This window comes from Priestia sp. RMT2NF4, assembly GCF_047872835.1.
In the GTDB taxonomy this organism is placed as follows: Bacteria; Bacillota; Bacilli; order Bacillales; family Bacillaceae_H; genus Priestia; species Priestia zanthoxyli.
This window is the reverse complement of record NZ_JBLQZO010000002.1, coordinates 391,701-416,533: the sequence shown is the minus strand read 5'-3', so window position 1 is coordinate 416,533 and position 24,833 is coordinate 391,701. Positions and strand designations below refer to the sequence as shown.

Sequence of the window (24,833 nt, the reverse complement as noted above, 5' to 3'; positions counted from 1 at the left end):
GAGATCCTCTTCTGTTTTTTTGTTGCACTTTTACTTCTGATGTTTTTTGGATTATAATATAAGTACACACTAAACTATAGTAAAGGAAGGATTTCATTGGTTATTGCTTCAACACTTGTCGCAATTTTTATGGCTTCTTTCATATTAGTTGTTCGAATGAAAGCTGCTGATAAACCAACGAATGCAAAAAAAATTATACTTCCGCCTTTTTTTATGAGTACGGGAGCGTTAATGTTTATCTTTCCAATGTTTCGAGTAACGGGTGCAGAACTGCTTGAGGCGTTAATAGCAGGCATGATCTTCTCAATCCTGTTAATTAAAACGTCTAAATTTGAAATTCGTGACGATCATATTTACTTGAAGCGTTCAAAAGCTTTTGCATTCATTATTATTGGTTTGCTTATTATTCGAATTGCAATGAAAATATATTTAAGTTCTTCAATTGATGTTGGCCAGCTTGGCGGTATGTTCTGGATTTTAGCATTTGGTATGATTGTACCTTGGCGCATTGCGATGTACACATCGTACAAAAAGCTCGAACGAAAGCTGCACAATGATCGTCTTGGAAATACAACGATATTAAATTAAAAAAGGTGGCTACGCAGCCACCTTTTTTGATTTAAAATAAATGCTGATAAGGGACGGCATCTATTTTTTGCTTTTTTAATGTTTTTAATAAAAATTTATGATCACGTTTAGGCGTAGCTAAGATGTATCCACGTACGATTAAGTCTTCTGTTATAGAGGCGGCTTGTTCCTCAAGTGCGAGTTCCCCAATTTTCCCTGCAATTTTTTGTTTGGCCACATCGCGAAATAGTTCAGGTACTGGTTCAACAAGAACGTTTAATAGCTGCTTTTGATCCGCTGACCAAAGGTGAATGGTTTTGGAAAGATAGTGATCTTGCCAATCAAGTTCAGACATGCCGTCTTCTTTTGGTAAGCGCTTTAAAAATTTTCTGAACATAAAAAATCCGCCGATAGCAAACATGCTCATTAAAAAGACAACCCAAAATAAAATAACCCATAAAAACCAGCCCTCTAGCATATTTTTCACTCCTTTATAAAGAGATTAATCATAACATTACTATATTTATACATTTATTATAAAAGCCTTGTTCCTTTTATGGCAATATAAAATTCCTGCACTTTATGTGAAAAGAGAGTCATTTTTGACTTACTGATAAGTTTATATTGACTCATTAATGAGTGAATTATCGTTAGAATTATCTAAAAATGCTTATTTTTCAGCCTTTTAAAAGTTGGCACGTTTTTTGCATATAAACTAATTGAAGAATTATTTAATATGAGAGGAAGATAAAAAATGAGTCAAACTTTTAGCAAAGTAGCAACAAATTTACCGGGAGAAAATGCAAAGCAATTATTAGATAGAAGACACCGTGCCATTCCGAAAGGTGTAAGTTATGGCATTCCGACATTTGCTGATACGGCTGAAGGGGCGATCGTTAAAGATGTCGATGGCAATACGTTTATTGATTTCGTAGGGGCAATTGGCACAATCAATGTAGGACATAGTCATCCAAAAGTAAAAGAAGCGCTTCACAAGCAAGTAGACCGTTTTATTCACACAGGATTTAATGTCATGATGTATGAGTCATATGTAGAGCTTGCAGAAAGATTAGCAGCAATTGCACCTGGTGAATTTGACAAGAAAGTATTACTTTTAAATAGCGGAGCAGAAGCTGTAGAAAATGCAGTGAAAATTGCTCGTAAATATACAAAGCGTCAAGGAATTATTTCATTTAACCGCGGTTTCCACGGCCGTACATTAATGACAATGACAATGACAAGTAAAGTAAAGCCATATAAATATGAATTTGGACCGTTTGCTCCTGAAGTATACAAAGCTCCATATCCTTATGAGTATCGCCGCCCACAAGGATTATCAGTTGAAGCATACGAAGAGTTTATGATCACTGAATTCAAAAACTTCTTAAATACAGAAGTAGCACCAGAAACGATTGCAGCTGTTGTAATGGAGCCAATTCAAGGCGAAGGTGGTTTCATTGTTCCAGGTAAACGTTTTGTGCAAGAAGTGTATCAATTATGTAAAGAGCACGGAATTTTATTTGTATCAGATGAAATTCAAGCTGGTTTTGCACGTACGGGCCGCTACTTCGGTATTGAACACTTTGACGTTGCACCAGATTTAATTACAGTATCTAAATCACTAGGAGCTGGTGTACCGATTAGTGGTGTCATCGGCCGCGCTGAAATCATGGATGAATCTAATCCTGGTGAGCTTGGCGGAACGTACTGCGGAAGCCCTCTTGGATGTGAAGCGGCTTTAGCTGTACTTGATATCATTGAAGAAGAAAAGCTAAATGAACGCGGTGAGTACCTTGGAAAAGTGGTAACATCACGATTTGAAAAATTAGCAGAAAAATATGACTGTATCGGTGATATCCGCGGATTAGGAGCTATGTCTGCTATCGAGCTTGTGAAAGACCGCGAAACAAAAGAAGCGGATAAAGAGCTTACACAGCGCATCGTAAAAGAAGCAAACAAACGTGGATTATTACTGCTTAGCGCGGGAGTATTCGGAAACGTTCTTCGTATCTTAATGCCGATTGTTATTACAGATGAGCAGCTAGAAGAAGGCTTAGCTATTTTTGAAGCAGCACTAGAAGCAAGCGTGCAGCAAACGGTTGAAGTATAAGAGAAATTGAGGCATGAGTGAAGAGAGAACTCTTCACTCATTCTTCATAAATCACAAAGAATGGATATGTTTGGACACTCTATTTATAGATTTTTCATTTTCTGATAAAATAAAATAATAATTATTTTTTGACGAAAAGGTGATTCAAATGACCATTCATAAAAAGCAGATTCAGCAAATTAACGACGAACTTTACGATATATTTGAGTCATCATTTGATGAAATCTTTGTAACTGATGCAAATGGGTATGTATTAGTTGTAAATTCAGAGTGTGAAAAAAATTATGCTTTGAAAGTGGAAGATTTTATTGGAAAGCACGTAAAAGAACTTCAGGAAATGGGCATCTTTTATCCTTCGGCCACGTTAAAGGTGATTGAATCTAATCAAGCAATTGAATTGGTTCAAAAAACAAACTCAGGCCGATATCTTCATGTGCGGACTAGGCCAGTATTTACCAATGACGGGCAATTGAAAAGTGTTATTAGCTATTCTCGAGATCTCACAGACTTAATGGAACTAAAACGAAAAGTAGAAGAGATGGAAGAACAGCTTGAAAACTATAAAAAAGAGTTAAACGAATCCGTAGATTTAGAAGGAATCGTAACAAAAAGCGAAGCGATGAAAAAAGTTTTTTCAACCATTCAACGAGTTGCTTCTGTAAATACAACCGTTCTCTTACTTGGAGAAACAGGGGTAGGAAAAAGCAGAGTAGCAAAACTGCTTCATCAGCTTAGTACAAGAAAACAGCAGCCGTATCATGAGCTTAATTGTGCAGCGCTTCCTGAACAGCTTATTGAGTCAGAGCTATTTGGCTATGAAGGCGGTACTTTCACTGGAGCATTTCGCGAAGGGAAAAAAGGGATCATTGAGCTTTCGAACGAAGGCACGCTTTTTCTAGATGAGATTGGTGAACTTTCTCTTTCAGCACAAAGTAAGTTGCTCCATGTACTGCAAGACCGTACAATTCGTCCCGTGGGCTCAACAAGAGCAGTATCAATAGACGTACGAATTATTGCTGCTACGAATCAAAACCTGGAGCAAATGGTCGAAGAAGGAAAGTTTAGACGTGATTTGTACTATCGACTTAACGTGGTGCCAATTACGATCCCACCTCTACGAGAGCGAAAAGAAGATATTCTGCCTCTTGTCTATCAGTTTCTTCATCATTTTAATACGGTATACGAACGTAATGTACGCTTATCACCAAAGGCATTAGATGCATTTTTAGGGCAGGAATGGAAAGGAAACGTTCGCGAAGTGGAAAATATCATTGAGCGTCTGGTTGTTACAGGAGAAGAAATGATTACGCTTAAAGACTTGCCATTTGCAAAAGAGTTTGCTATCAATCCACCTGTGCATACGCTTCCTGAAATGATTGAACATGTGGAAAAAGAAATGGTCATCAAGGCGTTTGAACAGCATAGGTCATCTTACAAAGTAGCCGAACAGCTTGGTATTAGTCAATCACAAGCGAGCCGTAAAATTCGAAAATATGTGTCGGACAGTACCGAACAGTGAGTAGATAAATTTAAGCAGGGAGTGAAGAAATATGAAGCAAGCAAACTTATATATTAACGGAGAATTTGTTTCGGCAAATGATACATACGAAGTGGTAAATCCAGCAACAAATGAAGTAGTAGCTACCGTTGCAAAAGGCGGAGAAAAAGAAGCAAAGCTAGCAGCAGATGCTGCTTATGAAGCGTTTCAAACATGGTCTAAAAAAACAGCAGAAGAGCGCGGTAAATTATTATTTAAATGGCATCAGCTGATCGAAGAACACACGGATGAACTGGCTGAAATCATGACAGTCGAGCAAGGTAAGCCTCTTAAAGAAGCAAAAGGTGAAATTGGCTATGCCAACGGATTCGTTTCATGGTACGCAGAAGAAGGAAAACGCATTTACGGAGAAACAATTCCAGCTTCTTCTCCTAATAAACGATTATTTGCTCATAAGCAGCCTGTGGGAGTTATGGCAGCTATTACACCTTGGAACTTCCCGGCAGCTATGATTACGCGTAAAGTAGCCCCAGCTCTAGCAGCTGGATGTACAGCGGTTATTAAACCGGCAGAACAAACGCCACTAACGGCTCTTCGTCTAGCAGAGTTGGCGCAGGAAGCAGGTATCCCAAAAGGCGTAATGAATGTAGTTACAGGAGATGCAAAAGCGATTGGAGAAGCGTGGCTTCAAGATGGACGCGTACGCAAACTATCGTTTACGGGCTCTACAGAAGTAGGTAAACTGTTAATGCGTGGAGCAGCTGATACGGTTAAAAAAGTGTCTTTAGAATTAGGAGGACACGCTCCGTTTATCGTAACAGCAAATGCTGATTTAGATAAAGCAGTAACAAATGCAATTGCTTCTAAATTCCGTAACGCTGGTCAAACATGCGTATGTACAAACCGCATCTACGTGCACGAGTCTATTGCTAAACCGTTCGCAGAGCAGTTTGCAGCAGCCGTTAGTCAGCTGAAAGTCGGAAACGGCTTAGAAGAAGGTACGGATATCGGACCTTTAATCGATGAAAAAGCGTTAGAAAAAGTAAAGCGCCACTTAGATGATGTTGTAGCAAAGGGTGGAAACGTCTTAACTGGAGGGGCTGTACGCGAAGAGGGAAGCGGACTTTTTGTTGAGCCTACGGTTGTAGATGGTGCAACGGATGATATGCTTTGTATGTACGAAGAAACATTCGGACCGATTGCTCCAATTGCGACGTATCAAACAGAAGAAGAAGTTATTCGCCGTGCAAATAACTCGCCTTACGGATTAGCAGCTTATGTGTTCACTGAAAATATTTCAGAAGCTATTCGTATTGCTGAAGCTTTAGAATATGGTATTGTAGGACTAAATGATGGACTACCTTCTACACCACAAGCGCCGTTTGGCGGCTTTAAAGAAAGTGGACTTGGACGTGAAGGCGGACATTACGGAATTGAAGAATATTTAGAAGTAAAATATATTTCTTTAGGCTTTTAATAAAAAGTGATTTCGCTTTCCTGCGAAATCACTTTTTTAGTAATAGTACACGTGGGGAATTTGTGCATGGATTGATTGAAAATTCATGAATGAAAAACAAAACTCCTCAAGAGTACAGCATGCAAGGTCTTCGCAATCGTGAGAATTAAAAAAATCTTCTAGTATAGTTGGTTCGGCGTCTTTAAATAACCAGTGGTGATCAACATCTTCAAATTTGCCTCGATAAACCTCGCTCAGTCCATAAAAGTCAAATATATCTTCCAACTGCTTTTGGTGCATAGACATCCCTCCTCTTCTTAGTATAAGAAAAAGAAAGAGATATTAAACAAGCCGTCATACTACTTTGTTTTTTTGAAAAAATCTCGTATAGTTAATAGTAATGACAAGCAAAGGAGTTTCGGCATGTTTACATATATTACGTTATTTGGTTTTCTTGGATTCGCTGTGTATTCGAGTACGTGGATTTATTCCATTGTCAAAAAAGATGGAAGAGCAAAGAAAAATGGAAAGGGTACTCTTATTAGTTTTCTTGTGATGCTTATCGGGTTAGTCGGTATGCAGTTTACATAACTATAGATTATTTTGACATTTTTACCACCTTCACTTATAGTTAACGTTGGGCGAACATATGTATGATTTTGGTTACGGTGCTTGCCTTAAGTTGAAAAAGAAAGAAGGTGGCATATTTGAGATATCACACACATATTGCAACATCGATTGCTGCCGGTGCCGGTGTGGCTATAACAGGAGACGCTTCGTTTACATTTCCTTATGTTGTAGGCATTGCGATTGGAGCGCTGCTTCCTGATATAGATGAACCAAATTCATATATTGGTAGAAGATCTCTTGGTCTCGCAAAAGTCATTAAATCTATTTTTGGACACCGAGGTATCACGCATTCTATTCTTGCAAGTGGACTTATTTTTTATTTACATACGATGTATAACAACGATTTTACATTAGGGATAGCCTATGGATACGCTTTTCATATTCTTGGAGATTTCTTTTCTAAACGAGGGGTACCTTTTTTCTCTCCTCTTAGCAAGAAGAAGTTTAAGCCTCCTTTAACATATGAAACAGGTGGTGGAGCAGAGACTCTCATCTTTTACCTGGCAGTGATAGGAAGTTTCTATATGCTTTATAAGTATCAGCTGTACACCCAGCTGTTTTAAAGAAAGAAGCCATCTGAGTAAATTAGATGGCTTCTTTTACACTTCTACCACATAAAGTTCAGGCGTTTTCATAGGCAGGGTAATGGTAATGCTTGTGCCGTCATTTTCTTCACTTGATACGTGGAAAAAACCATTATGCTCGTTAATAATTTTGTTGCAAATGGTTAGTCCCAGGCCTATTCCTCGTTCTTTTGTTGTATAAAAAGGCTCTCCTATATGAGGGATACGCTTTGAGTCAATTCCACATCCGCTATCTTTTATCACAATGCATAGCGTTTCTCTAGCTGATTTTTCAATCGATACAGCCAGCTTGCCGCCGCTTTCCATAGAATCAATGGCATTTTGTATAATATGAATAAATACTTGGGTTAGCTGTGTTTTTTGCCCACTAATGAGCAGGGGATATTCTTTTGGATAATGGCGAATGATGTGGATGTTTTTGACTTCGGTAACTGGTTCAAATTGCTTTAATACCTCATCTAGCAAGTCTGTCATAATAAGGCTTTCTGTATATGCGTACTCTCGTTTAGCTAAGCTCATAAATTCTGCGATAATATGTTCAATTTGTGAGAGTTCGTGCTGAATGAGATCTCGATAAACCATTGTTTCTTTCGGCTGCTGTGTCTCACTGAACAGTTGTATAAACCCTTTAATGGTTGTCAAAGGATTTCTAACCTCGTGTGCGATACTTGCAGCAAGGTGACCAATGACAGAGAGTTTTTCTGAATTCTGGATCTTTTTCTCTGCTTGTCTTTTCTCTGTTACGTCTCGTGAGATAAATACAAACCCTTCGATTTCTCCAGTAGCTGTGATAATTGGAGCGCCTTTACATTCTAATAAAACGATGGTGCCATTCACGTGAAACTTCCGGTATTCAAATGTGGAGGCATCTTTTGTTTTGCTCATGTTAGCTAAAATAGTCGAGATTAGGTGCTTGTCTTCAGGAAACGCATTGATAAGCACATGTTGTCCAATAAGTTCATCAGGATAAACCCCTAATGTTTTAGCGTAAGAAGGAGAAGCGTATTCATAAATGCCATCTTCAGTAATAGCACATACTAAATCATGGGTATGAGATAAAATAGCTTGATGCTTTGGTTCATTGTCATCGGCAATGATTCGATCTTTTAATGGATAAAAAAGCTGATCTTCTTGGTTGGTGAAGGTGTGACGAACTTGAGTGCCGCACATTCTGCAAAAATTATAATCTTCCTTATAGTTACAAGAAGGACAAACGGGCATCGAATCACTCCAATCAGATCTATGCAGTGAGAGAGTTCTCAAGCACATATAATCATTATTATATATTCAAATTATAGGAAAAAATATGAAAAATCAAATGTGCTATAGAGAGGGAAACTGGGCTTGAAAACCCTATAAATGGATTTCAAATACATGTTTTTAGTTGCAAATAGATGCGAAATGGGAATTTTTACACATTTAAAAAATCAAGACGTCAAATAAGAGGTGAATAATACCTCTTATTTGATGTCTTGATAATGCTCTAGCGCACGCTCTCTAGCTGCTTTATGATCAACAATTGGAGTCGGATATGTTTTATCAAGCGTAACGTTTGCTTTTTCTAATACGTCTGCTGGAGCCTCCCAAGGTTTATGAATGTAGGAGGAAGGCAGATCTCTAAGCTCTGGAAGCCACTTTTTAATATATTCTCCTTCTTTATCAAATTTTTCTGATTGAGCAGTTGGATTAAAGATACGAAAATATGGCGCGGCGTCTGCTCCCGAGCCTGCAACCCACTGCCAGCCCATTGTGTTGTTAGCTAAATCTGCATCTACTAAGGTATCAAAAAACCAATTGGCTCCGTGTTTCCAATGAATTAAAAGATGCTTTACTAAAAAGGAAGCAGCTACCATTCGAACTCGATTGTGCATAAAACCTGTTTCCCACAGCTCCCGCATTCCGGCATCGACAAGGGGATAGCCGGTTTTTCCATTTTTCCAAGCTTGAAGCTCTTCATTGCCGTCCGCCCACTGAAATTGCTTGAATTTTTCATTCAGCGGTTCACTTGTAGTGTGTGGGAAATGATAAAGCAGCTGATAAGCAAAATCTCTCCATACAAGTTGACGAATAAACATTTCAGCTTGATGGTCAAAGGCATCAGAGCTTACTTTTTCTGCTTTAGTTCTCAAATAATGATAAAGGACTCGAACTGAGAGCTGTCCTGTAGAAAAATAAGGAGATAGAAATGAATTTAATGCTTCAGCGGGAAAATCTCGTCCTTTTTCATAGTGAAGCAACTTCTTCTTTAAAAACGTTTTAAAGGCATTAACAGCGCCTTTTTCCGTAGCTTCCCACGTCGACTTAATCGTTTCGTCCCAGGGGATGCTTGGAAGTAAATCGAGATCTGAGACCGAAAGAGATTCAATTGGTTTAGAGAAGGCCTGTATGGAAGTAACTTTTTTTACAGCAGAAGATACGGCATGTTTTTGAGAAGCTTTATAGTAAGCTGTAAATACTTTATAAGGATCTCCATTTTCTTTTGTGATTTTCCAAGGTTCATGAAGGAGAAATCCTTCAAATGTGCGAATATTTATTTGTTGCTCTGAAAAAAAAGCTTGAAGCTCTTTATCTCTTTTTAGCGCATGTGGTTCATAGCGTCTGTTCCAATAAATATCTTGCGCATTCGTTTCATGGAGTAATTTTTGCAACACATCTTTAGGGTTTCCTTTTTGTACAATTAGCGTTCCTTGTATTTGTTCGATCGAAGTTTTAAAGTCATTTAGCGCATGGTGAAGCCACCATTTACTTGCACTTCCCATTGAGTTTTCTTCATGGTCGTCATGGATATAAACAGGTACAACCATTCCTTCTTTAGCTGCGTGAAATAGAGCTGGGTTATCAACCAGCCGAAAATCTTTTCGAATCCATACGATAATGGTTTTATTCATCATGTGCCACCTTTCTATTTGCAATTTGCCTCGATTATAGCTTTTTTCTCATACGTTCTACAATTTTGAATGTGTAGAAGGCCTATTTTCTTATGGACGAATTTCAGATTGATGGTAAAAAGAATAACGTAAACAGAGTAAGAGAATGGGAAGGAGCCCTTAAAAATGAGAAATTCGTATGGAATGAAACAAACCGGACAACCGATATCCAATCCATATATGCAAGCAGCACCTAAGCCTGCTAAAATGCCGCCGATGCCTTCTGCAAAGGAAATGCAGGCAATGCCGATACAAGAAGGCACAAAGCAAATGCCGATGCACGGAGAAATGCCGCCGATGAAAGACGGAATGCCGTCGATGCATGGCGGAATGAGTCAAATGCCAACTATGCAAAAAGACATGAATCAAATGCCAATGTACGGAGAACTACCGCCAATGCATGGAGGGATGGATCAAATGCCCATGAAAGACGGAATGCCGCCAATGCATGGAGGGATGGATCAAATGCCCATGAAGGACGGAATGCCGCCAATGCATGGAGGGATGGGTCAAATGCCAATGCATGGAGGAATGCCGCCAATGCACGGAGGGATGGGTCAAATGCCGATGCAAGGTGGAATGCCGCCAATGCACGAAGGAATGTGCCAAATGCCGATGCAAGGTGGAATGCCGCCAATGCACGGAGGAATGGGTCAAATGCCGATGCATGGAGGAATGCCGCCAATGCACGGAGGAATGGGTCAAATGCCAATGCAAGGTGGAATGCCGCCAATGTACGGAGGAATGGGTCAAATGCCGATGCATGGAGGAATGCCGCCAATGCACGGAGGAATGGGTCAAATGCCGATGCAAGGTGGAATGCCGCCAATGCACGGAGGGATGGGTCAAATGCCGATGCATGATTGCGGATGCCGCGATGTCTCAGCACCCGTTGGTCATCAGCAGCCTCATTCTTTAAATGAGTGGATGTTCATGCAACAAACAAATCCACGCTCTTTTTAATAAACCCTTTACCCTAGATAAAAGGGATGTATTTTTGGATCTTTAGTATAAATATAGAATTTTATTAATTGAAACGTCATGAGAAAAAGAATAGTTCTTACTCTTTTTCCATGACATTCAATTTTTTGAAAATATTAATCACATCTTTTGGGTGTTTTCTTACATAAGAGAGTTTGGTAGAGTTTTTTAAGTATAAATACAGGGAAAAGAAGGCAAAAGCTCTATATTAAAGGGGAAAGGGTGTTTTTAGAATGATATTAGAAGTCACAGCTGCAACCTTGCATGATGCTAAAGTTGCCCAGGAACATGGTGCCGATCGTATAAGTCTTGTAACTGGAATCGGTGAAGGCGGCTTAACCCCAAGCTACGGTTTGATGAAAAAAGTGAAAGAAACGATACATATCCCAATATTTGTGATGATTCGTCCACATAATCAATCTTTTCAATATGATGAAGATGATTTGCAAACAATGATTGAAGATATTCACTATGCAAGAGAAATTGGCATTGATGGAATTGAAATTGGCTGTTTAACAGAAGACAAAATTATCGATGAGCAAGCTTTAAAGCGACTGCTGGATGCGGCAGGAGAAATGAACGTAACGTTCCACTTAGCATTTGATGAAATCAGTGATCAAGAAAAGGCGCTTGAAACGCTTTTAAGCTATAAGCAAATTCAGCGTGTCATGACTTCAGGAGCGGATAAAAGTGCGCTAAACGGTATTCCTCATATTAAAAAGCTGTTAAGAAGAATGAAAGATAAAGATATTATTTTAATCGGGACAAAAGGGCTGAAGCCTGAAAATCTTCAAGCGTTCTTATCCGTTACTCCCGTGAAAGAAATTCGTATTGGTTCAGGGGTTCGAGTAAATTGTCAATATACGAAACCGCTTGACCCAAGGAGTGTAAAAGCTGCAAAAGAAACGATGAATAAGCAAAAGTAACAGAAGTGCTACAAGAAATTGTAGCACTTTTTTATTTGGAAATAGAAAGGGACTTATTACATAGTTTTCCCTAATTGGAAAACAACATAAAACTCTTTTAACCCTTGATACACAAGAGAAATACTGAGTTTTTACGACTGTAGAGTGAAATAGGAATAATTTCATATTTTCAGAATAATTATTGACAGTGATAATCATTATCATTTATTGTTGTAATTGTTAATGAAAATCATTATCAATTGAACAAACAGGAGGATATGATATGTCAACGTCAACGAAACAACTTACATCAAACGAAATGCTGCTTGCTATGCAAAATGAACGAGAATCCAATGCAAGATCTTATCCTAGACGCCTTCCTATTGCGATTAAGCAGGCAAAAGGCGCCGTGATCACGGATATGGATGGAAAAGAGTATATTGATTGTTTAGCAGGAGCCGGCACACTTGCTCTTGGTCATAACCATCACGTAGTTCATGAAGCAATTCAAGACGTTTTAGCAAAATCTATTCCTTTACATACATTAGATTTAACAACGCCTGTAAAAGAAGCTTTTATCGATGAAGTGTTCGCTAGTTTGCCGGAAAATTTCGCAAACAAAGCGAAAATTCAGTTTTGCGGTCCCACTGGAGGAGACGCAATTGAAGCGGCTTTGAAACTTGTGAAAACAGCAACAGGCAACCGAACGATTTTATCTTTTCAAGGGGGATATCACGGCTCCACACACGGAACATTAAGCATCAGCGGTACAACGAGTCCAAAAAAGCACATTCATGCGCTAGTGCCAGATACACATTTTTTACCCTACCCATATGAATATCGCTGCCCTTTTGGCGTAGGTGCTGAAGGACACACGTATATTAGTACATATATTGAAAATATGCTGGATGATCCTGAGAGCGGAATTGTTACTCCTGCCGGTGTTGTAGTAGAAATTGTACAAGGAGAAGGAGGCTCTGTTCCAGCACCGATTCCATGGTTAAAAGAGCTTCGTCGAATTACAAAAGAACGAAATATTCCGCTTATTGTGGATGAAGTTCAAACTGGAATTGGACGAACAGGAAAACTGTATGCATTTGAGCACGCTGATATCGAACCAGATGTATTAGTACTGTCTAAAGCAATTGGAGGAAGCCTTCCATTATCCGTTGTTCTGTATGATAAAAGGCTTGATCAATGGGAAGCAGGTGCACATATCGGCACCTTTAGAGGAAATCAGCTTGCAATGGCTACAGGACGGGCTACTCTGCAATTTATAAAACAAGAAAACTTACCTGCGCATGCTCACGAGTTGGGAGCCTACATTCAAAGCCAGCTAAGACATATTCAAAAGCAAGTATTGTCGATTGGAGATGTACGCGGAAGAGGTTTGATGCTGGGTGTTGAAATCATCGACGCGACAAAGCCGGCTAATAAAATCGGCAGTCATCCTGCAAACGGTGAGTTAGCTAAGCTGATTCAAAAAGAATGTTTTAACAGAGGCGTCATTTTAGAAGTCGGTGGAAGGCATGGTGCTGTTATTCGTTTGCTTCCTCCATTAATTTTAACGAAACAACAAACGGATGAAATATTAACGAAATTTGAAGAAGCGGTAAAAGCAGCAGAAGAGAAGTGGGTGAATAAATAGAATGGCACCGTTTGAAAAGTGGTTTTTATCATCATCAAAGGAAAGCCTCGAGAATTATGAAGCGATGATAGGCGGAATGACTGAGATGATCAAACGTCACTACTATGAATTAAAGTCCGCTTATACTCACATCGACGTTGAAGAGTTGTCAAACTTAGTCAATCGTTCTGTCTATTTTAGCAAGCACGAACAGCCGCTAGAAGATTTATTTGATAACGTACAAGCAGTAGTGATGAATCATTCGCTTCATATTTCGCATCCCGGAGCAATGGCGCACTTGCATTGCCCTCCGATTATACCCGCTCTTGCTGCGGAAGTGATGATTTCTGCTTTGAATCAATCTATGGACTCGTGGGATCAAAGTCCGGCAGCTACGTATATAGAAGATAAAGTGATTGATGAGTTAACACAACAAATTGGTTATCCAAGCTCATCTTCAGGCATTTTTACAAGCGGAGGGACGCAGTCAAATTATATGGGACTCCTGCTTGCTCGTAATGAATATTGCCATTCTGCCTTTTCAATGGATGTTAGTAAAGAAGGCTTACCGTTCCAAGCTAAAAAACTGCGGATTTTCTGCTCGGAAAAAGCGCACTTTACGGTGCAACAATCTGCAGCTCAGCTTGGGCTGGGCATGCGTGCAGTGGTGAGTGTAAAGTGCAATGAGCAGCATGAAATGGATATAAAAAGCTTAGAAGAAGCAATACAGGAAGTGAAAGCTCAGGGCAACCTCCCCTTTGCTATTGTAGCAACGGCAGGTACAACAGATTTTGGCAGCGTAGATCCTCTTTTTGAAATAAGTGAGCTTGCTAAAAAAGAAGGGCTCTGGCTCCATGCTGACGCCGCTTATGGAGGAGGGCTGCTGTTTTCCCATAAGTACCGTGAACGCTTACAAGCTCTTGAACAAGCGGATTCTATCACGATGGATTTTCATAAATGGTTTTATCAGCCTGTAAGCTGCGGAGCATTTTTACTGAAAAATTCAGCTATGTTTAAACACATTCAGCTTCATGCAGATTATTTAAATCCTGAAGAAGATGAGCATGTGCACTTAGTAGACCGCAGCATTCAAACGACAAAGCGGTTTGACGCCTTGAAGCTCTGGCTTACTTTCGGTGCAGTAGGTGCAAATGAATACGGAGAAATGGTTGACCACACGATTGAAACTGCTAAGCAAACAGCTGACTACTTACAAAAACAAAGCAATGTAGAAGTGTTAAATGACCCTTATATGAACGCGGTTGTCTTTCGCTATGTACCAGATATTTTATATAGTGATTGTCAAAAGCATCAGCATTATGAAAATAGGTTGAATCAGCGTATTCAGCAGCACTTATACGAAAAAGGCACGTTTATCATGGCAAAAACAAAGCATAAAGAACGAGTCTATTTAAAACTAACGATGTTAAATCCTATGATTACATTTGATTCTGTTGTCACTCATTTAGAGGAAGTTGTTGCTTTAGGCAAACAGTTGGAGAAAAAGGAGGAGCGATTACGTGAACGCTCAGTTATCGGCTAATTTTATTACGATGCAAAACATTATTAATTGCTATATTCGAGAGACAGGTAAGGGAGTATGGGAGTCCGTTTCAGAAATAAAAAGTGAGGAAACGCTCGTTCTTAGACTAGAAAAACAGCCGGTAACTCTTTACTTTCCAGTAAAGTACCGCTCAGCCACCGGACGTCACTTGTTCTTTTCAAACTTTTCTTATCGTATTCAGCAAGAGGAGATTAAGGAGTTAGATATCGTCACTCTTTTGGCCTTTCTTTTAAAAGAAGTAACGGATCATTTAGTACAAGTAAATGAGCTAATTATACGTGTTCTATTAAGCTATGAAAATATGAAATTATTCATTGAAAAAAGGCAGAAAGAGTTAGAGACGTGCTATAAATGGGACAAAACGTTCTTAGAATCTGAACAGTCCCTGCTTATTGGGCACCAGCTGCATCCAACACCTAAAAGCCGCCAAGGGATATTACCTGAAGAAGAAGAGGTATTTGGACCTGAAGTGAACGGGGAATTTCAGCTTCATTATTTTAAAGCGCATGCATCTCTCGTTGCAGAACAGTCCGCTGGAAATCAAACCGCTTCACAGCTTATTAAAGAGCAGCTGAAAAAAGATAAGACGGTTTCTGAAGAATTCATACATTCTTATTGCCAAGCGGACGATTATTCACTTATACCTATGCATCCGCTGCAAGCTCGTTATCTTTTAGGAAAAGAAGAAGTGTGCCAATGGATTCAAAAAGGCAGGCTTGCTTATCTAGGGCCACACGGTCAGCCGTTTTATCCGACTTCGTCTGTTCGAACCGTATACAGTAACAATGCAGATGTGATGTACAAATTTTCCATTCCGGTAAAGATCACTAATTCACTGAGAGTGAACAAACGCAAAGAATTAAGCAGAGGGGTAGAAATTAGCCGTTTATTGCAAAAGGGATTACAGGCGGAGCTTCACGAAAATCATCCGGCTTTTCAAGTAATTGAAGACCCTGCTTACATCACGCTTGGAGAAAAGGAGCTTGGATTTGAAGTTATGATTCGAAGCAATCCTTTTCAAGGTAAGCAAGGGGATCGTACAACACTTCTAGCCAGTTTGTGTCAAGATCATGTGTTTGGAGAAGCTTCTCAAATTGAAAATATTATTCATCACATTGCTGCAAGTGAAAATAGCACGACTGAAGATGTAAGCAAGCGCTGGTTTAAACGCTATTTAGACGTATCTTTTCATCCTATGATGTGGCTTTACACTCAAAAAGGAATTGCGCTGGAAGCTCATCAGCAAAACTCCGTTATTAAACTTGATGAAAACGGATATCCATCGGTGTTTTACTACCGCGATAACCAAGGCTATTACTTTATGAAATCAAAGGAACAAGAGCTTCGCAAGCTGCTTCCTTTCTTAAACGGAGAAAGCGATACGGTCTGTGATGACGCTGTAGCAGAAGAAAGATTTCGTTATTACGTATTTTTTAATCATATTTTAGGATTAGTTAACGCTTTTGGTGCAGCTGGCCTCACTCAAGAATCAGATCTGCTATTGATTTTGCGACAAGAGATCGAGATGTACAAAGAAAAAGATCATACAGGGCTTGTTTCATCAATGTTAGAAGAGAAAGTGCTTCCTTGCAAAGCCAACTTCTTAACGCGCGTTCATGATATGGATGAGCTGGTAGGATCTCTTGAAACACAGTCTGTTTATGTAAATGTCGAGAATCCATTGTTCGAATCTGCAGGTGTACGTGTATGAAATCAGCCTTGCAAACGCAGTATCCATTTATGATTCAGCAAAAGGAGCAGAGCATTACCTTTCGCTCTGTTTCTTTTGCAAAAGATTTCGAACGGCTGTACAAGTGGATGCATGAACCGCATGTTATTCCGTATTGGAATTTAAATATTTCAAAACAGGCGTACGAGCAGCATTTAAAAACATTTCTAGCTGATTCTCATCAAAAGCTGCTAATCGGAGAAATTGATGGTGTACCTATGAGCTATTGGGAATCTTATATGGTTGAAGGTGACATAATCAGTAACTATTATCCTTATGAAAAAGGAGATCAAGGAATTCATTTATTGATTGGAGAACCTGCTTTTTTAGGAAAAGGCTATATTTATCCGCTCCTTCTTAGTTTGCTAAAGCATAAGTTTAACGTAGCAGACACTGCTAAAGTAATAGCGGAGCCAGATAGACGAAATGAAAAAATGATTGCAGTATTTAAAAAATGCGGGTTTCAATTCATGAAAGAAGTGTCGCTGCCTGATAAAACGGGTGTACTGATGAAATGTGAAAGAGAAGTATTTGAAAGAAGGTGGAGCGAATGGAACAACGGGACATTTTAGACGTAATTGGAGTAGGAGTTGGTCCATTTAATTTAGGATTAGCCGCTTTAATTGATAAAAAAGATTGTACATATAAATGTTTTGAACAAAAGAATGAGTTTAATTGGCATCCAGGAATGCTTTTAGAAGGTACAACACTTCAAGTGCCGTTTATGGCAGATGTGGTCACGATGGTGGATCCGAAGAGTCCATACACGTTCTTAAATTATTTGCATGAGCATGAGCGCTTGTATCAGTTTTATTTCTTTGAAAAGTTTCATATTCCGAGAAATGAATACAATCACTATTGCCGCTGGGTAGCGAGCCAGCTGAGTGGGCTTGAATTTAACAGCACAGTAAAAGAAGTAAAAATGCATGAAGACGCTAAGCCTTACTACGAAGTAACAGTTGAAAAAGAAGGAAAGCTTTATACCTATTACAGCTATCATCTTGTTACTGGAGTAGGTACGCAGCCCGTAGTGCCAAGAGACTTTCAAACAGTGGCAAGCGATACGTTTTATCACTCCGCTCATTACAAAATGAAGCGTCAGCAAACGCTGCAGGCTAAAAGCATAACCGTAATTGGCTCTGGTCAAAGTGCAGCTGAAATTGTCTATGATTTACTTCAACAGCAGCCTGAGTTTGAGTATAAGCTGAATTGGTATACGCGCTCAAAAGGTTTTTATCCAATGGAATATTCAAAGCTTGGCCTTGAACATTTTTCACCGGATTATACCCGCTATTTTTACAGATTGCCCGAAGAGAAAAAAGAGAGCGTTTTACGAAATCAAGCTCTCCTCTATAAAGGAATAAGCTTTGAAACAATCGGGAATATTTATGATTTGATTTACGAACGAACAATTGGAGGAAAAGAAGTGCCTCTAACGATGCGCGCGCTTACGGAACTTGCAGGCGTTGAAAAGATAAACGATACACATCTTCTGACTCTTCACCAATACGAGCAGGACTCATTTGAAAAAGAAGAAAGTGAAATTGTCATTATGGCTACTGGCTATCATGCAAAAGAGCCTGCTTTTATGGAAGGTTTAAAAGAACATGTACTATTCGATGAAAAAGGCCAGCTGAAAATTAACGAACGCTATCAAGTTGAGATGAAGAAGAAAGGAGCCCCGCTATTTGTGCAAAACGGAGAGCTTCATACACACGGAGTTGGAGCACCGGACTTAGGTTTAGGCGCTTATCGCAATGCTGTTTTGATTAACCAAATTGCAGGCAAAAGCGTGTACAAAATATATAAAAATACTGTTTTCCAAAAGTTCGGATTTTAAGAAATGATTTCCGCGCGTTTTGTTTTTATCTGCTTGTTTATGACCATGACGTCAGAAGTATTATTATCACCATTTTATCCACAGTATTTTACACATGCATTTCATGTAGATGGAGTGGCGATGACGTCTTTTTTCATTATTTGCTGCCGGATTGTGGTCATTGTTATGACACCTTTATGGGGAATGCTGTTTAAGAAATGGAACGTAAAATATGTAGTTGTAACGTCACTTTTAATGACGGCCTTAATTAAAGTCATTTTGAGCGAAGTTTCTACTTTTTATGAATTTTTAGCTACTTCCTTAGTGCTGCTCCTATTTCAAAGCAGTTTATATCTTTTGTACCCCTATTTAGTAGGCCACATGAAAAAAGGACAGAAAAAGGCAAGTGCTGCAACAACGTATGTATTTATTGTTCATACGGCTATTATTGTCGCTAGCTTGTTTGGAAGTACGGTTATTGCATGGGAAATGCCGCTTAACGTATATCAATACTTTGCTTTAATTGATATGGTACTGGCCGTATGGCTCTTAACAAGAAAAGCATTACCTTTAAAAGCAGAAAAAACGCCATCCATTCAAAGCATAAACGAGCCCATCTTTTTTTATTTGCTGGCGATTTTCTTTTTTTACCTTGGGCACAATGTCATTCGCCCTTATTTTACATTGTTTACACATGAAACATATGGCATGAGCAGTCAAGGCAGCGCTTTGCTGTATGCGATGCCGAGTATTATGGCGATTGTCTTAAAGCTTACGGTACCTACCAAACTATTGAACGGCAACGTTATACCGCTTTTTTATGGCATAACGGGTGCTAGTGTTTTGGTGCTGTGTTTGCAGGCATATGCTGATCATCTCAGCGTGTTTATTATCAGCCGAATTTTATATGGAGCCGGGTTTTATCTCAGCATGGTTATACTGGATATCTATTTATTTCGAAAAAGTAAAGAAGCGGCTGCTTACTATTACAGCTGGCTTATTGCTGTTCAAAATATCGCTCTGCTGATTGCACCGATTTTAGCATTAGAAATCAGCAAAGTGGATTTGGCATTTCCTTTAGTAGCGGGAGCAGCTGCTTTGCTAGCTGCTAGCGCTGTAATGCCGCTGCGTAATAAAACAATCCCTATTCTAAGACAAGTAAAGGAGAATGAAGGATGAAAATCAAAGAAACGAATCTTTCTGTATTTAATAAGCAATCATGGGAAAAAGCAAATCGACAGCTTTTAGCTAAAATGCTGCAGGAATTCATGTATGAACATATTATTGAGCCGAAACAACTGCAAAAACAGGGTGCGATTGCTATGTATCAATGGGAAGACCATCGGGGCGTTACGTATACATATCAAGCGAAACAGCGAATGTTTGATAGTTTTTCTGTACTGCCAGAAAGTATTAAACTAACATCTCAAACGTCAAACCCCACATTTTCAGAAGCACTGCAGCTGTTAATTAGCTTATCTGAAGACAAAGGAATGTCTAGCTCAACTGCAGGCCACTTAGCAAAAGAATATTTTCATACATTAGTAGCAGATTTGCATTTGCAAAATCGAAAATCAGCTGATGAATTAGCAGATATGGATTATGCAGAGCTAGAAGGTGAAATGACGGGGCATCCTTGGATTACGTATAATAAAGGGCGCATTGGGTTTGGTTATGATGACTATCTTCGGTTTGCGCCCGAGCAAAAACAAGAAATTCAGCTTTCATGGATTGCTGTAGAGAAGCAAATTGCTTCATTTCATTCGTTGGATACCCTTGGTTTTGATGATGTCATGAAGAAGGAGTTAAGCGCTGAGACGCTAGCTGAATTTGAAAAAGAGTTAACAAGCCAAAGTCTTTTACCTGCGGACTATTATTATATTCCTGTCCATGAATGGCAGTGGCTGAACGTAATTGTTCCTTTATTCGCTGAATACATTGCAAATAATTTAATTGTTCCTTTAGGAGAAGGGCAGGATCAATACCTGCCTCAGCAGTCGATTCGTACATTTGTGAATACAACAAATCGAGATAAGTATCACGTAAAGCTTCCAATGAGTATATTAAATACGCTTGTGTACAGAGGCCTTCCAAGTGAGAGGACGGTCATTGCTCCTCAAGTCACTCAGCATATAAAAGGTATAAGAGATCGTGATACGTTTTTAAAAGATACGTGCAAAGTAGGACTTTTAGGAGAAGTGGCTACGTTAAACGTCACTCAGCCGACGTTCGCTTCTATTAAAAATGCGCCTTATCAGTATCTAGAGATGCTTGGAGTCGTTTGGCGTGAAAGCATTTATCAAGAGCTAGAAGAAGGAGAGCATGCGATTACGCTAGCTGCGCTATTACATGTTGACGGTCAAGGGAAGGCTTTAGTTTCGTCATATATTGAAAAGTCAGGCTTAACTCCTAACGAGTGGATTAATGCGCTAACCAGCGCTGTGTTGCCGCCACTACTTCATTACTTGTATCAATACGGCACTGTATTTTCCCCGCACGGTCAAAATACGGTACTGGTTCTTAAAAACAACAAGCCGGTTCGAATTATTATGAAAGATTTTGTAGACGACGTGAATATTAGCGATCAGCCGTTTGAAGAATTGCAGCAGCTATCTTTTGAATTAAAAGAAGTGCTGCGCAGCGAAGAGTCAGAAGGATTGACGCAGTTTATTTTAACAGGGTTATTTGTTTGTCACTTCCGCTATTTAGCAAGCATCTTAGAAGAGCATGAAGGTGTAGAAGAAGAGGACTTTTGGAAAAGTGTACGAGCAGAAATCTTGCATTATCAAGCATCATTTCCACATTTGAAAAAACGATTTGAATTATTTGATTTGTTGCGTCCAACGATTACGAAGTTAACGTTAAATCGAAATCGAATGTTTGACTACGGATACGAAGATGACGGAGATCGTCCTCACGCAAGCGAATATGGTACGGTGAGAAATGCCTTGCATGAAGTGAGTGAAAAAGCCGTGCAATAATAAGGAAAAGCCGCTGGTGTTGTACTAGCGGCTTTTTTATGGTTAATTCTAAAGCAGGAAGCTAAGGGGATGAGCAGCAGCACTTTAGGAAACACTCATTTTATGTATGTGTAGAACGTAAAGATCAGTGAATGAACGATTTGATGGAGTAGATGGTAGAACAACAAATACGCAAGCTGAAGCAAACGTTTCGGCTTTCTTTTGTCAAAGCCTTATTTCAATGTCGCATCGCTACAAGGATAATGGTACAATTGTCTGTATATTTAAAAAAAGAGAGGGAATTACATGAAATCGCATATTCAAAAACATTTAACTTCATATAAAGAGAAATATAAAAACCGAGGTCGGCTGCTAATTAGCTGTCCGGACAAACCGGGTATTGTAGCCGCTGTGTCTACGTTTTTACATGAGCACGGTGCAAATATTGTAGAATCAAGTCAACATTCAACAAACCATGAAGGCGGCATGTTTTTTATCCGTTTCGAATTTGAATGTGAGGATTTATTAGCTAAAGAAGTAAAGCTAGAAGAAAGCTTCAAAAAGATTGCCGATACATTTTCGATGAACTGGCAGTTTACATATGCTCATAATTTGAAAAAAACAGCTATTTTTGTGTCAAAAGAGCCTCACTGTCTGCTAGAGCTGCTGTGGGCGTGGGAAAGCGGAGACTTGATGACAGACATCGCTGTCGTTGTAAGCAATCACGAAGATGCGCGCGAAGTAGTTGAATCGTTTGGCATTCCATTTAAGCATATACCAGCGACAAAAGACATTCGTCAAGAAGCAGAAGCAAAACAGCTTGAAGTATTAAAAGATTATGATATTGATGTAATTATCTTAGCGCGTTATATGCAAATTTTAACGCCGACCTTTGTGGCTGAAAATCCGTATCGCATTATTAATATTCACCATTCATTCTTACCGGCATTCATTGGAGCACGTCCATATGAACGTGCATATCAACGAGGCGTAAAATTAATTGGTGCTACGTCTCACTATGTAACAGACGACTTGGATGAAGGACCAATTATTGAACAAGATATTGAACGCGTGAATCACCGTGATGATGCGGATGACTTAAAGAAAAAAGGCCGCTTAATTGAACGTACGGTGCTTGCACGCGCTGTGAAATGGCACTTAGAAGACCGCATTTTAGTGCATGAAAACCGCACAATTGTATTTAATTAACAAAGACTAAGCTGTTAAAAAGTAGTTTAGCCGAAGGAAGATCCGAACGATGAATCGAGATTCTTGAGAGAGAATGAAATTCGTTCGGATTTTTTTATGGTCATGGTAAACGTAGGTTTCATTAGGTCTCATTCGCGTTTTTTTTCGGGGAAATCGCGTACCTACATGATAAAGAACTTTTCTATATGAGCTGAGATTTAGTTGTTTACTTAGCCCGTGAACACTTATACAATAGAAAAGGACTTTTTAATAAAGGAAGTGTCGGAAGTGAAACAATATCTTGAACTTTGCGAGCATGTGTTAGCAAATGGAACAAAAAAAGAAGATCGGACAGGAACAGGTACAATTAGCACATTTGGCTATCAAATGCGTTTTAATTTACAAGAAGGTTTCCCGGTATTAACGACAAAAAAACTTCATTTGAAATCAATTATTCATGAACTGCTTTGGTTTTTACAAGGAGATACAAACGTTAAGTATTTACAAGATAACGGCGTGCGCATTTGGAATGAATGGGCGGATGAAAACGGCGAGCTTGGCCCTGTATATGGTCATCAGTGGCGTTCATGGCCAACGCCGGACGGCGAAAAAATTGATCAAATTACAAATGTTATTAATCAAATCAAAAACAATCCTGATTCGCGCCGCTTAATGGTAAGCGCCTGGAATGTATCTGATGTAGACAATATGGCTTTGCCGCCTTGTCACTGCTTATTTCAGTTTTATGTAGCGGACGGCAAATTGTCTTGTCAATTGTATCAGCGCTCAGCTGATATTTTCCTAGGCGTACCGTTTAATATAGCTTCATATGCGCTGCTTACAATGATGGTGGCACAAGTGTGTGATTTAGAGCCAGGTGATTTTGTTCATACGTTTGGTGATGCGCATATCTACAGCAATCACATCGAACAAGTAAACCTGCAGTTGACGCGCGAGCCTCATGCATTACCAAAAATGAAAATCAATCCAGACGTAAAATCAATTTTTGACTTTAAATTTGAAGACTTTGAATTAGTAGATTATAATGCGCATCCTCACATTAAAGGAGCTGTGAGCGTATGATTTCCCTCATTGTCGCAATGGATCAAAATAGGCTGATTGGTAAAGAGAATGATTTGCCATGGCGTCTTCCGGAAGATTTAAAGTATTTCAAGCGCATCACAACGAGTCATACGATTGTAATGGGAAGAAAAACATTTGAATCAATTGGACGACCGCTCCCTAATCGCGAAAATGTGGTTCTTACGCGTCAAAAAGATTATCAGCAAGAAGGAGCAACCGTTATTCATTCAGTTGAGGAACTAGAAGCATTAGATGCTGAAAAAGAAGACGAGCTCTTTGTGATTGGTGGAGCTACTCTGTATGAGCAAACATTAGACGTTGCAAACCGACTTTATATTACGCATATTGAAGAATCTTTTGACGGCGATACACATTTTCCTGCGATTGATTTGAGCGAATGGAAAGTTATTTCGAAGCAGCAAGGAATTAAAGATGAAAAAAATCCCTACACGTATTATTTTACCGTATACGAGCGAAGCTGATTTCCCTTATTAAAAAAATGCGAGTCTGGGACAAAAGTATGGTAGTTGAAGAAAGATCCGAACGATTCATCGTTCGGATCTTTCTTTGTGATGGTGAACGTAGGTTTCATGTCTGTAGGTGCTTTTAGCAGTTGATTGGAGGGTAAGGCGAAGACTCAGGCGGGAGCGGAAGCAATGAGGAGGCTCACCGCCCGCGGAAAGCGAAGTCTTGCACGGAAATCAACTGCGGTGTAAAAACCGATTCATATTAGACGTCTTTAGGTGGGGTCTATTTCGTTATGTCTCAATCTCTTTTTATATTGATTTTAATTGCTTCATCATTTCGTGAAAAGCGGCTGTGCTAACAAACTGTTCAGCGCTCCAGTTTGCTTCAATCCATTGAATCAGCTCGCTTGGTGTATTAAAAACTTCTCCGCTTGTATCTGCTTTGCGAAGCATATATCTACCGTTTTCTTCATCTGCAACTACTTCGCACGGAATGGCACTTTCATAACTTTGAAGTGAAAACTCCATTTATTCCACAACCTTTCTTAATTTATACCTGTTATAGCATCAGCTGCATGTAGAAAGTATGGGCAATTTTGTAAGTCTATTTAGCGTTTGCTAAACATATGTAAAGTATGTGGACAGTAAAATAGTTGGAAAAGTTTTTTTAGTCATTATTAATGAAAAATAATGATTTTTCTAAATTTTATGTGATATAATGTACAAATTAATAATGGT

23 protein-coding genes are annotated in these 24,833 nt (G+C 39.2%); 18 read left to right on the top strand and 5 right to left on the bottom strand.

Annotation, left to right across the window (positions count from 1 at the left end):
- Positions 1-96 precede the first annotated feature (96 nt).
- Positions 97-588 (top strand): CcdC family protein, encoded by a 492-nt coding sequence (locus tag ACMX9J_RS11340; protein ID WP_013084715.1) that lies wholly within the window; start codon positions 97-99, stop codon positions 586-588.
- Between the two features lie 31 nt (positions 589-619).
- Here ACMX9J_RS11340 and ACMX9J_RS11335 read toward each other — a convergent pair whose 3' ends face one another.
- Positions 620-1,045, bottom strand: a complete 426-nt coding sequence (locus tag ACMX9J_RS11335) for a DUF2621 domain-containing protein (RefSeq protein WP_028411360.1) — start codon at positions 1,043-1,045, stop codon at positions 620-622.
- A gap of 276 nt (positions 1,046-1,321) precedes the next feature.
- Between ACMX9J_RS11335 and gabT the strand changes: the two genes are divergently transcribed.
- The 3 genes from gabT (at position 1,322) to ACMX9J_RS11320 (ending at position 5,652) form a co-directional block, all read left to right on the top strand.
- Positions 1,322-2,677, top strand: coding sequence for a 4-aminobutyrate--2-oxoglutarate transaminase (gabT, locus tag ACMX9J_RS11330; protein WP_028411359.1), 1,356 nt, complete (start codon positions 1,322-1,324; stop codon positions 2,675-2,677).
- A gap of 148 nt (positions 2,678-2,825) precedes the next feature.
- Complete coding sequence (locus ACMX9J_RS11325) at positions 2,826-4,196, top strand: sigma-54 interaction domain-containing protein (RefSeq protein ID WP_416225816.1); 1,371 nt, start codon at positions 2,826-2,828, stop codon at positions 4,194-4,196.
- A 31-nt stretch (positions 4,197-4,227) separates the two neighbouring features.
- Positions 4,228-5,652, top strand: a complete 1,425-nt coding sequence (locus ACMX9J_RS11320) for an NAD-dependent succinate-semialdehyde dehydrogenase (protein ID WP_028411357.1) — start codon at positions 4,228-4,230, stop codon at positions 5,650-5,652.
- Positions 5,653-5,688: 36 nt separating this feature from the next.
- Here ACMX9J_RS11320 and ACMX9J_RS11315 read toward each other — a convergent pair whose 3' ends face one another.
- The gene (locus ACMX9J_RS11315) at positions 5,689-5,931 is read right to left on the bottom strand and encodes a hypothetical protein (protein ID WP_033579816.1); all 243 of its coding nucleotides are present in this window, start codon (positions 5,929-5,931) and stop codon (positions 5,689-5,691) included.
- A gap of 123 nt (positions 5,932-6,054) precedes the next feature.
- On the opposite strand from ACMX9J_RS11315, the gene ACMX9J_RS11310 reads away from it, so the two are divergent.
- Together ACMX9J_RS11310 and ACMX9J_RS11305 are read left to right on the top strand one after the other, a co-directional pair.
- Positions 6,055-6,222, top strand: coding sequence for a hypothetical protein (locus ACMX9J_RS11310; protein WP_165573659.1), 168 nt, complete (start codon positions 6,055-6,057; stop codon positions 6,220-6,222).
- A 116-nt stretch (positions 6,223-6,338) separates the two neighbouring features.
- Positions 6,339-6,824, top strand: a complete 486-nt coding sequence (locus tag ACMX9J_RS11305; RefSeq protein ID WP_013084711.1) for a metal-dependent hydrolase — start codon at positions 6,339-6,341, stop codon at positions 6,822-6,824.
- Positions 6,825-6,860: 36 nt separating this feature from the next.
- On the opposite strand, the gene ACMX9J_RS11300 is transcribed toward ACMX9J_RS11305, so the two are convergent.
- Both ACMX9J_RS11300 and ACMX9J_RS11295 read right to left on the bottom strand, forming a co-directional pair.
- Entirely contained in the window at positions 6,861-8,066 is a 1,206-nt protein-coding gene (locus ACMX9J_RS11300; protein WP_033579817.1) for an ATP-binding protein, read from the bottom strand.
- Positions 8,067-8,305: 239 nt separating this feature from the next.
- Positions 8,306-9,733 carry a cryptochrome/photolyase family protein gene (locus tag ACMX9J_RS11295; protein WP_080754468.1) on the bottom strand — a complete coding sequence of 476 codons (1,428 nt, stop codon included), beginning with the start codon at positions 9,731-9,733 and terminating at the stop codon, positions 8,306-8,308.
- Positions 9,734-9,898: 165 nt separating this feature from the next.
- Here ACMX9J_RS11295 and ACMX9J_RS11290 point away from each other — a divergent pair, with 165 nt between their 5' ends.
- The 12 genes from ACMX9J_RS11290 to ACMX9J_RS11235 all read left to right on the top strand — a co-directional run bounded on the left by ACMX9J_RS11290 (position 9,899) and on the right by ACMX9J_RS11235 (position 24,110).
- Positions 9,899-10,735 (top strand): hypothetical protein, encoded by an 837-nt coding sequence (locus ACMX9J_RS11290; protein ID WP_176343478.1) that lies wholly within the window; start codon positions 9,899-9,901, stop codon positions 10,733-10,735.
- 251 nt (positions 10,736-10,986) lie between these two features.
- Positions 10,987-11,679 (top strand): copper homeostasis protein CutC, encoded by a 693-nt coding sequence (locus tag ACMX9J_RS11285; RefSeq protein ID WP_014458532.1) that lies wholly within the window; start codon positions 10,987-10,989, stop codon positions 11,677-11,679.
- A 262-nt stretch (positions 11,680-11,941) separates the two neighbouring features.
- The gene (locus ACMX9J_RS11280; protein WP_033579844.1) at positions 11,942-13,306 is read left to right on the top strand and encodes an aspartate aminotransferase family protein; all 1,365 of its coding nucleotides are present in this window, start codon (positions 11,942-11,944) and stop codon (positions 13,304-13,306) included.
- Between the two features lies 1 nt (position 13,307).
- Positions 13,308-14,828 (top strand): pyridoxal phosphate-dependent decarboxylase family protein, encoded by a 1,521-nt coding sequence (locus ACMX9J_RS11275; protein ID WP_155007685.1) that lies wholly within the window; start codon positions 13,308-13,310, stop codon positions 14,826-14,828.
- Positions 14,806-16,560, top strand: coding sequence for an IucA/IucC family protein (locus ACMX9J_RS11270; RefSeq protein WP_416225815.1), 1,755 nt, complete (start codon positions 14,806-14,808; stop codon positions 16,558-16,560). Before ACMX9J_RS11275 ends, ACMX9J_RS11270 begins: the two co-directional genes overlap by 23 nt.
- On the top strand, positions 16,557-17,150 hold the full coding sequence (locus ACMX9J_RS11265; RefSeq protein ID WP_028415137.1) for a GNAT family N-acetyltransferase: 594 nt from the start codon (positions 16,557-16,559) through the stop codon (positions 17,148-17,150). The genes ACMX9J_RS11270 and ACMX9J_RS11265 overlap by 4 nt, the downstream gene beginning before the upstream one ends.
- Positions 17,129-18,418 carry a lysine N(6)-hydroxylase/L-ornithine N(5)-oxygenase family protein gene (locus tag ACMX9J_RS11260; protein ID WP_049166069.1) on the top strand — a complete coding sequence of 430 codons (1,290 nt, stop codon included), beginning with the start codon at positions 17,129-17,131 and terminating at the stop codon, positions 18,416-18,418. Before ACMX9J_RS11265 ends, ACMX9J_RS11260 begins: the two co-directional genes overlap by 22 nt.
- Positions 18,419-18,421: 3 nt before the next feature.
- Positions 18,422-19,576: an MFS transporter gene (locus tag ACMX9J_RS11255; RefSeq protein ID WP_033579848.1), complete on the top strand. Its 1,155-nt coding sequence runs from the start codon at positions 18,422-18,424 to the stop codon at positions 19,574-19,576.
- Positions 19,573-21,378: an IucA/IucC family protein gene (locus ACMX9J_RS11250; protein ID WP_416225814.1), complete on the top strand. Its 1,806-nt coding sequence runs from the start codon at positions 19,573-19,575 to the stop codon at positions 21,376-21,378. The genes ACMX9J_RS11255 and ACMX9J_RS11250 overlap by 4 nt, the downstream gene beginning before the upstream one ends.
- 285 nt (positions 21,379-21,663) lie before the next feature.
- Complete coding sequence (gene purU / locus ACMX9J_RS11245; RefSeq protein ID WP_176343479.1) at positions 21,664-22,566, top strand: formyltetrahydrofolate deformylase; 903 nt, start codon at positions 21,664-21,666, stop codon at positions 22,564-22,566.
- A 267-nt stretch (positions 22,567-22,833) separates the two neighbouring features.
- On the top strand, positions 22,834-23,628 hold the full coding sequence (locus ACMX9J_RS11240; RefSeq protein ID WP_013058746.1) for a thymidylate synthase: 795 nt from the start codon (positions 22,834-22,836) through the stop codon (positions 23,626-23,628).
- Complete coding sequence (locus ACMX9J_RS11235) at positions 23,625-24,110, top strand: dihydrofolate reductase (protein WP_028415131.1); 486 nt, start codon at positions 23,625-23,627, stop codon at positions 24,108-24,110. Before ACMX9J_RS11240 ends, ACMX9J_RS11235 begins: the two co-directional genes overlap by 4 nt.
- A 294-nt stretch (positions 24,111-24,404) precedes the next feature.
- On the opposite strand, the gene ACMX9J_RS11230 is transcribed toward ACMX9J_RS11235, so the two are convergent.
- A complete protein-coding gene (locus ACMX9J_RS11230; protein ID WP_028415130.1) occupies positions 24,405-24,623 on the bottom strand; it encodes a hypothetical protein in 219 nt (72 codons plus the stop codon).
- Between the last annotated feature and the right edge of the window lie 210 nt (positions 24,624-24,833).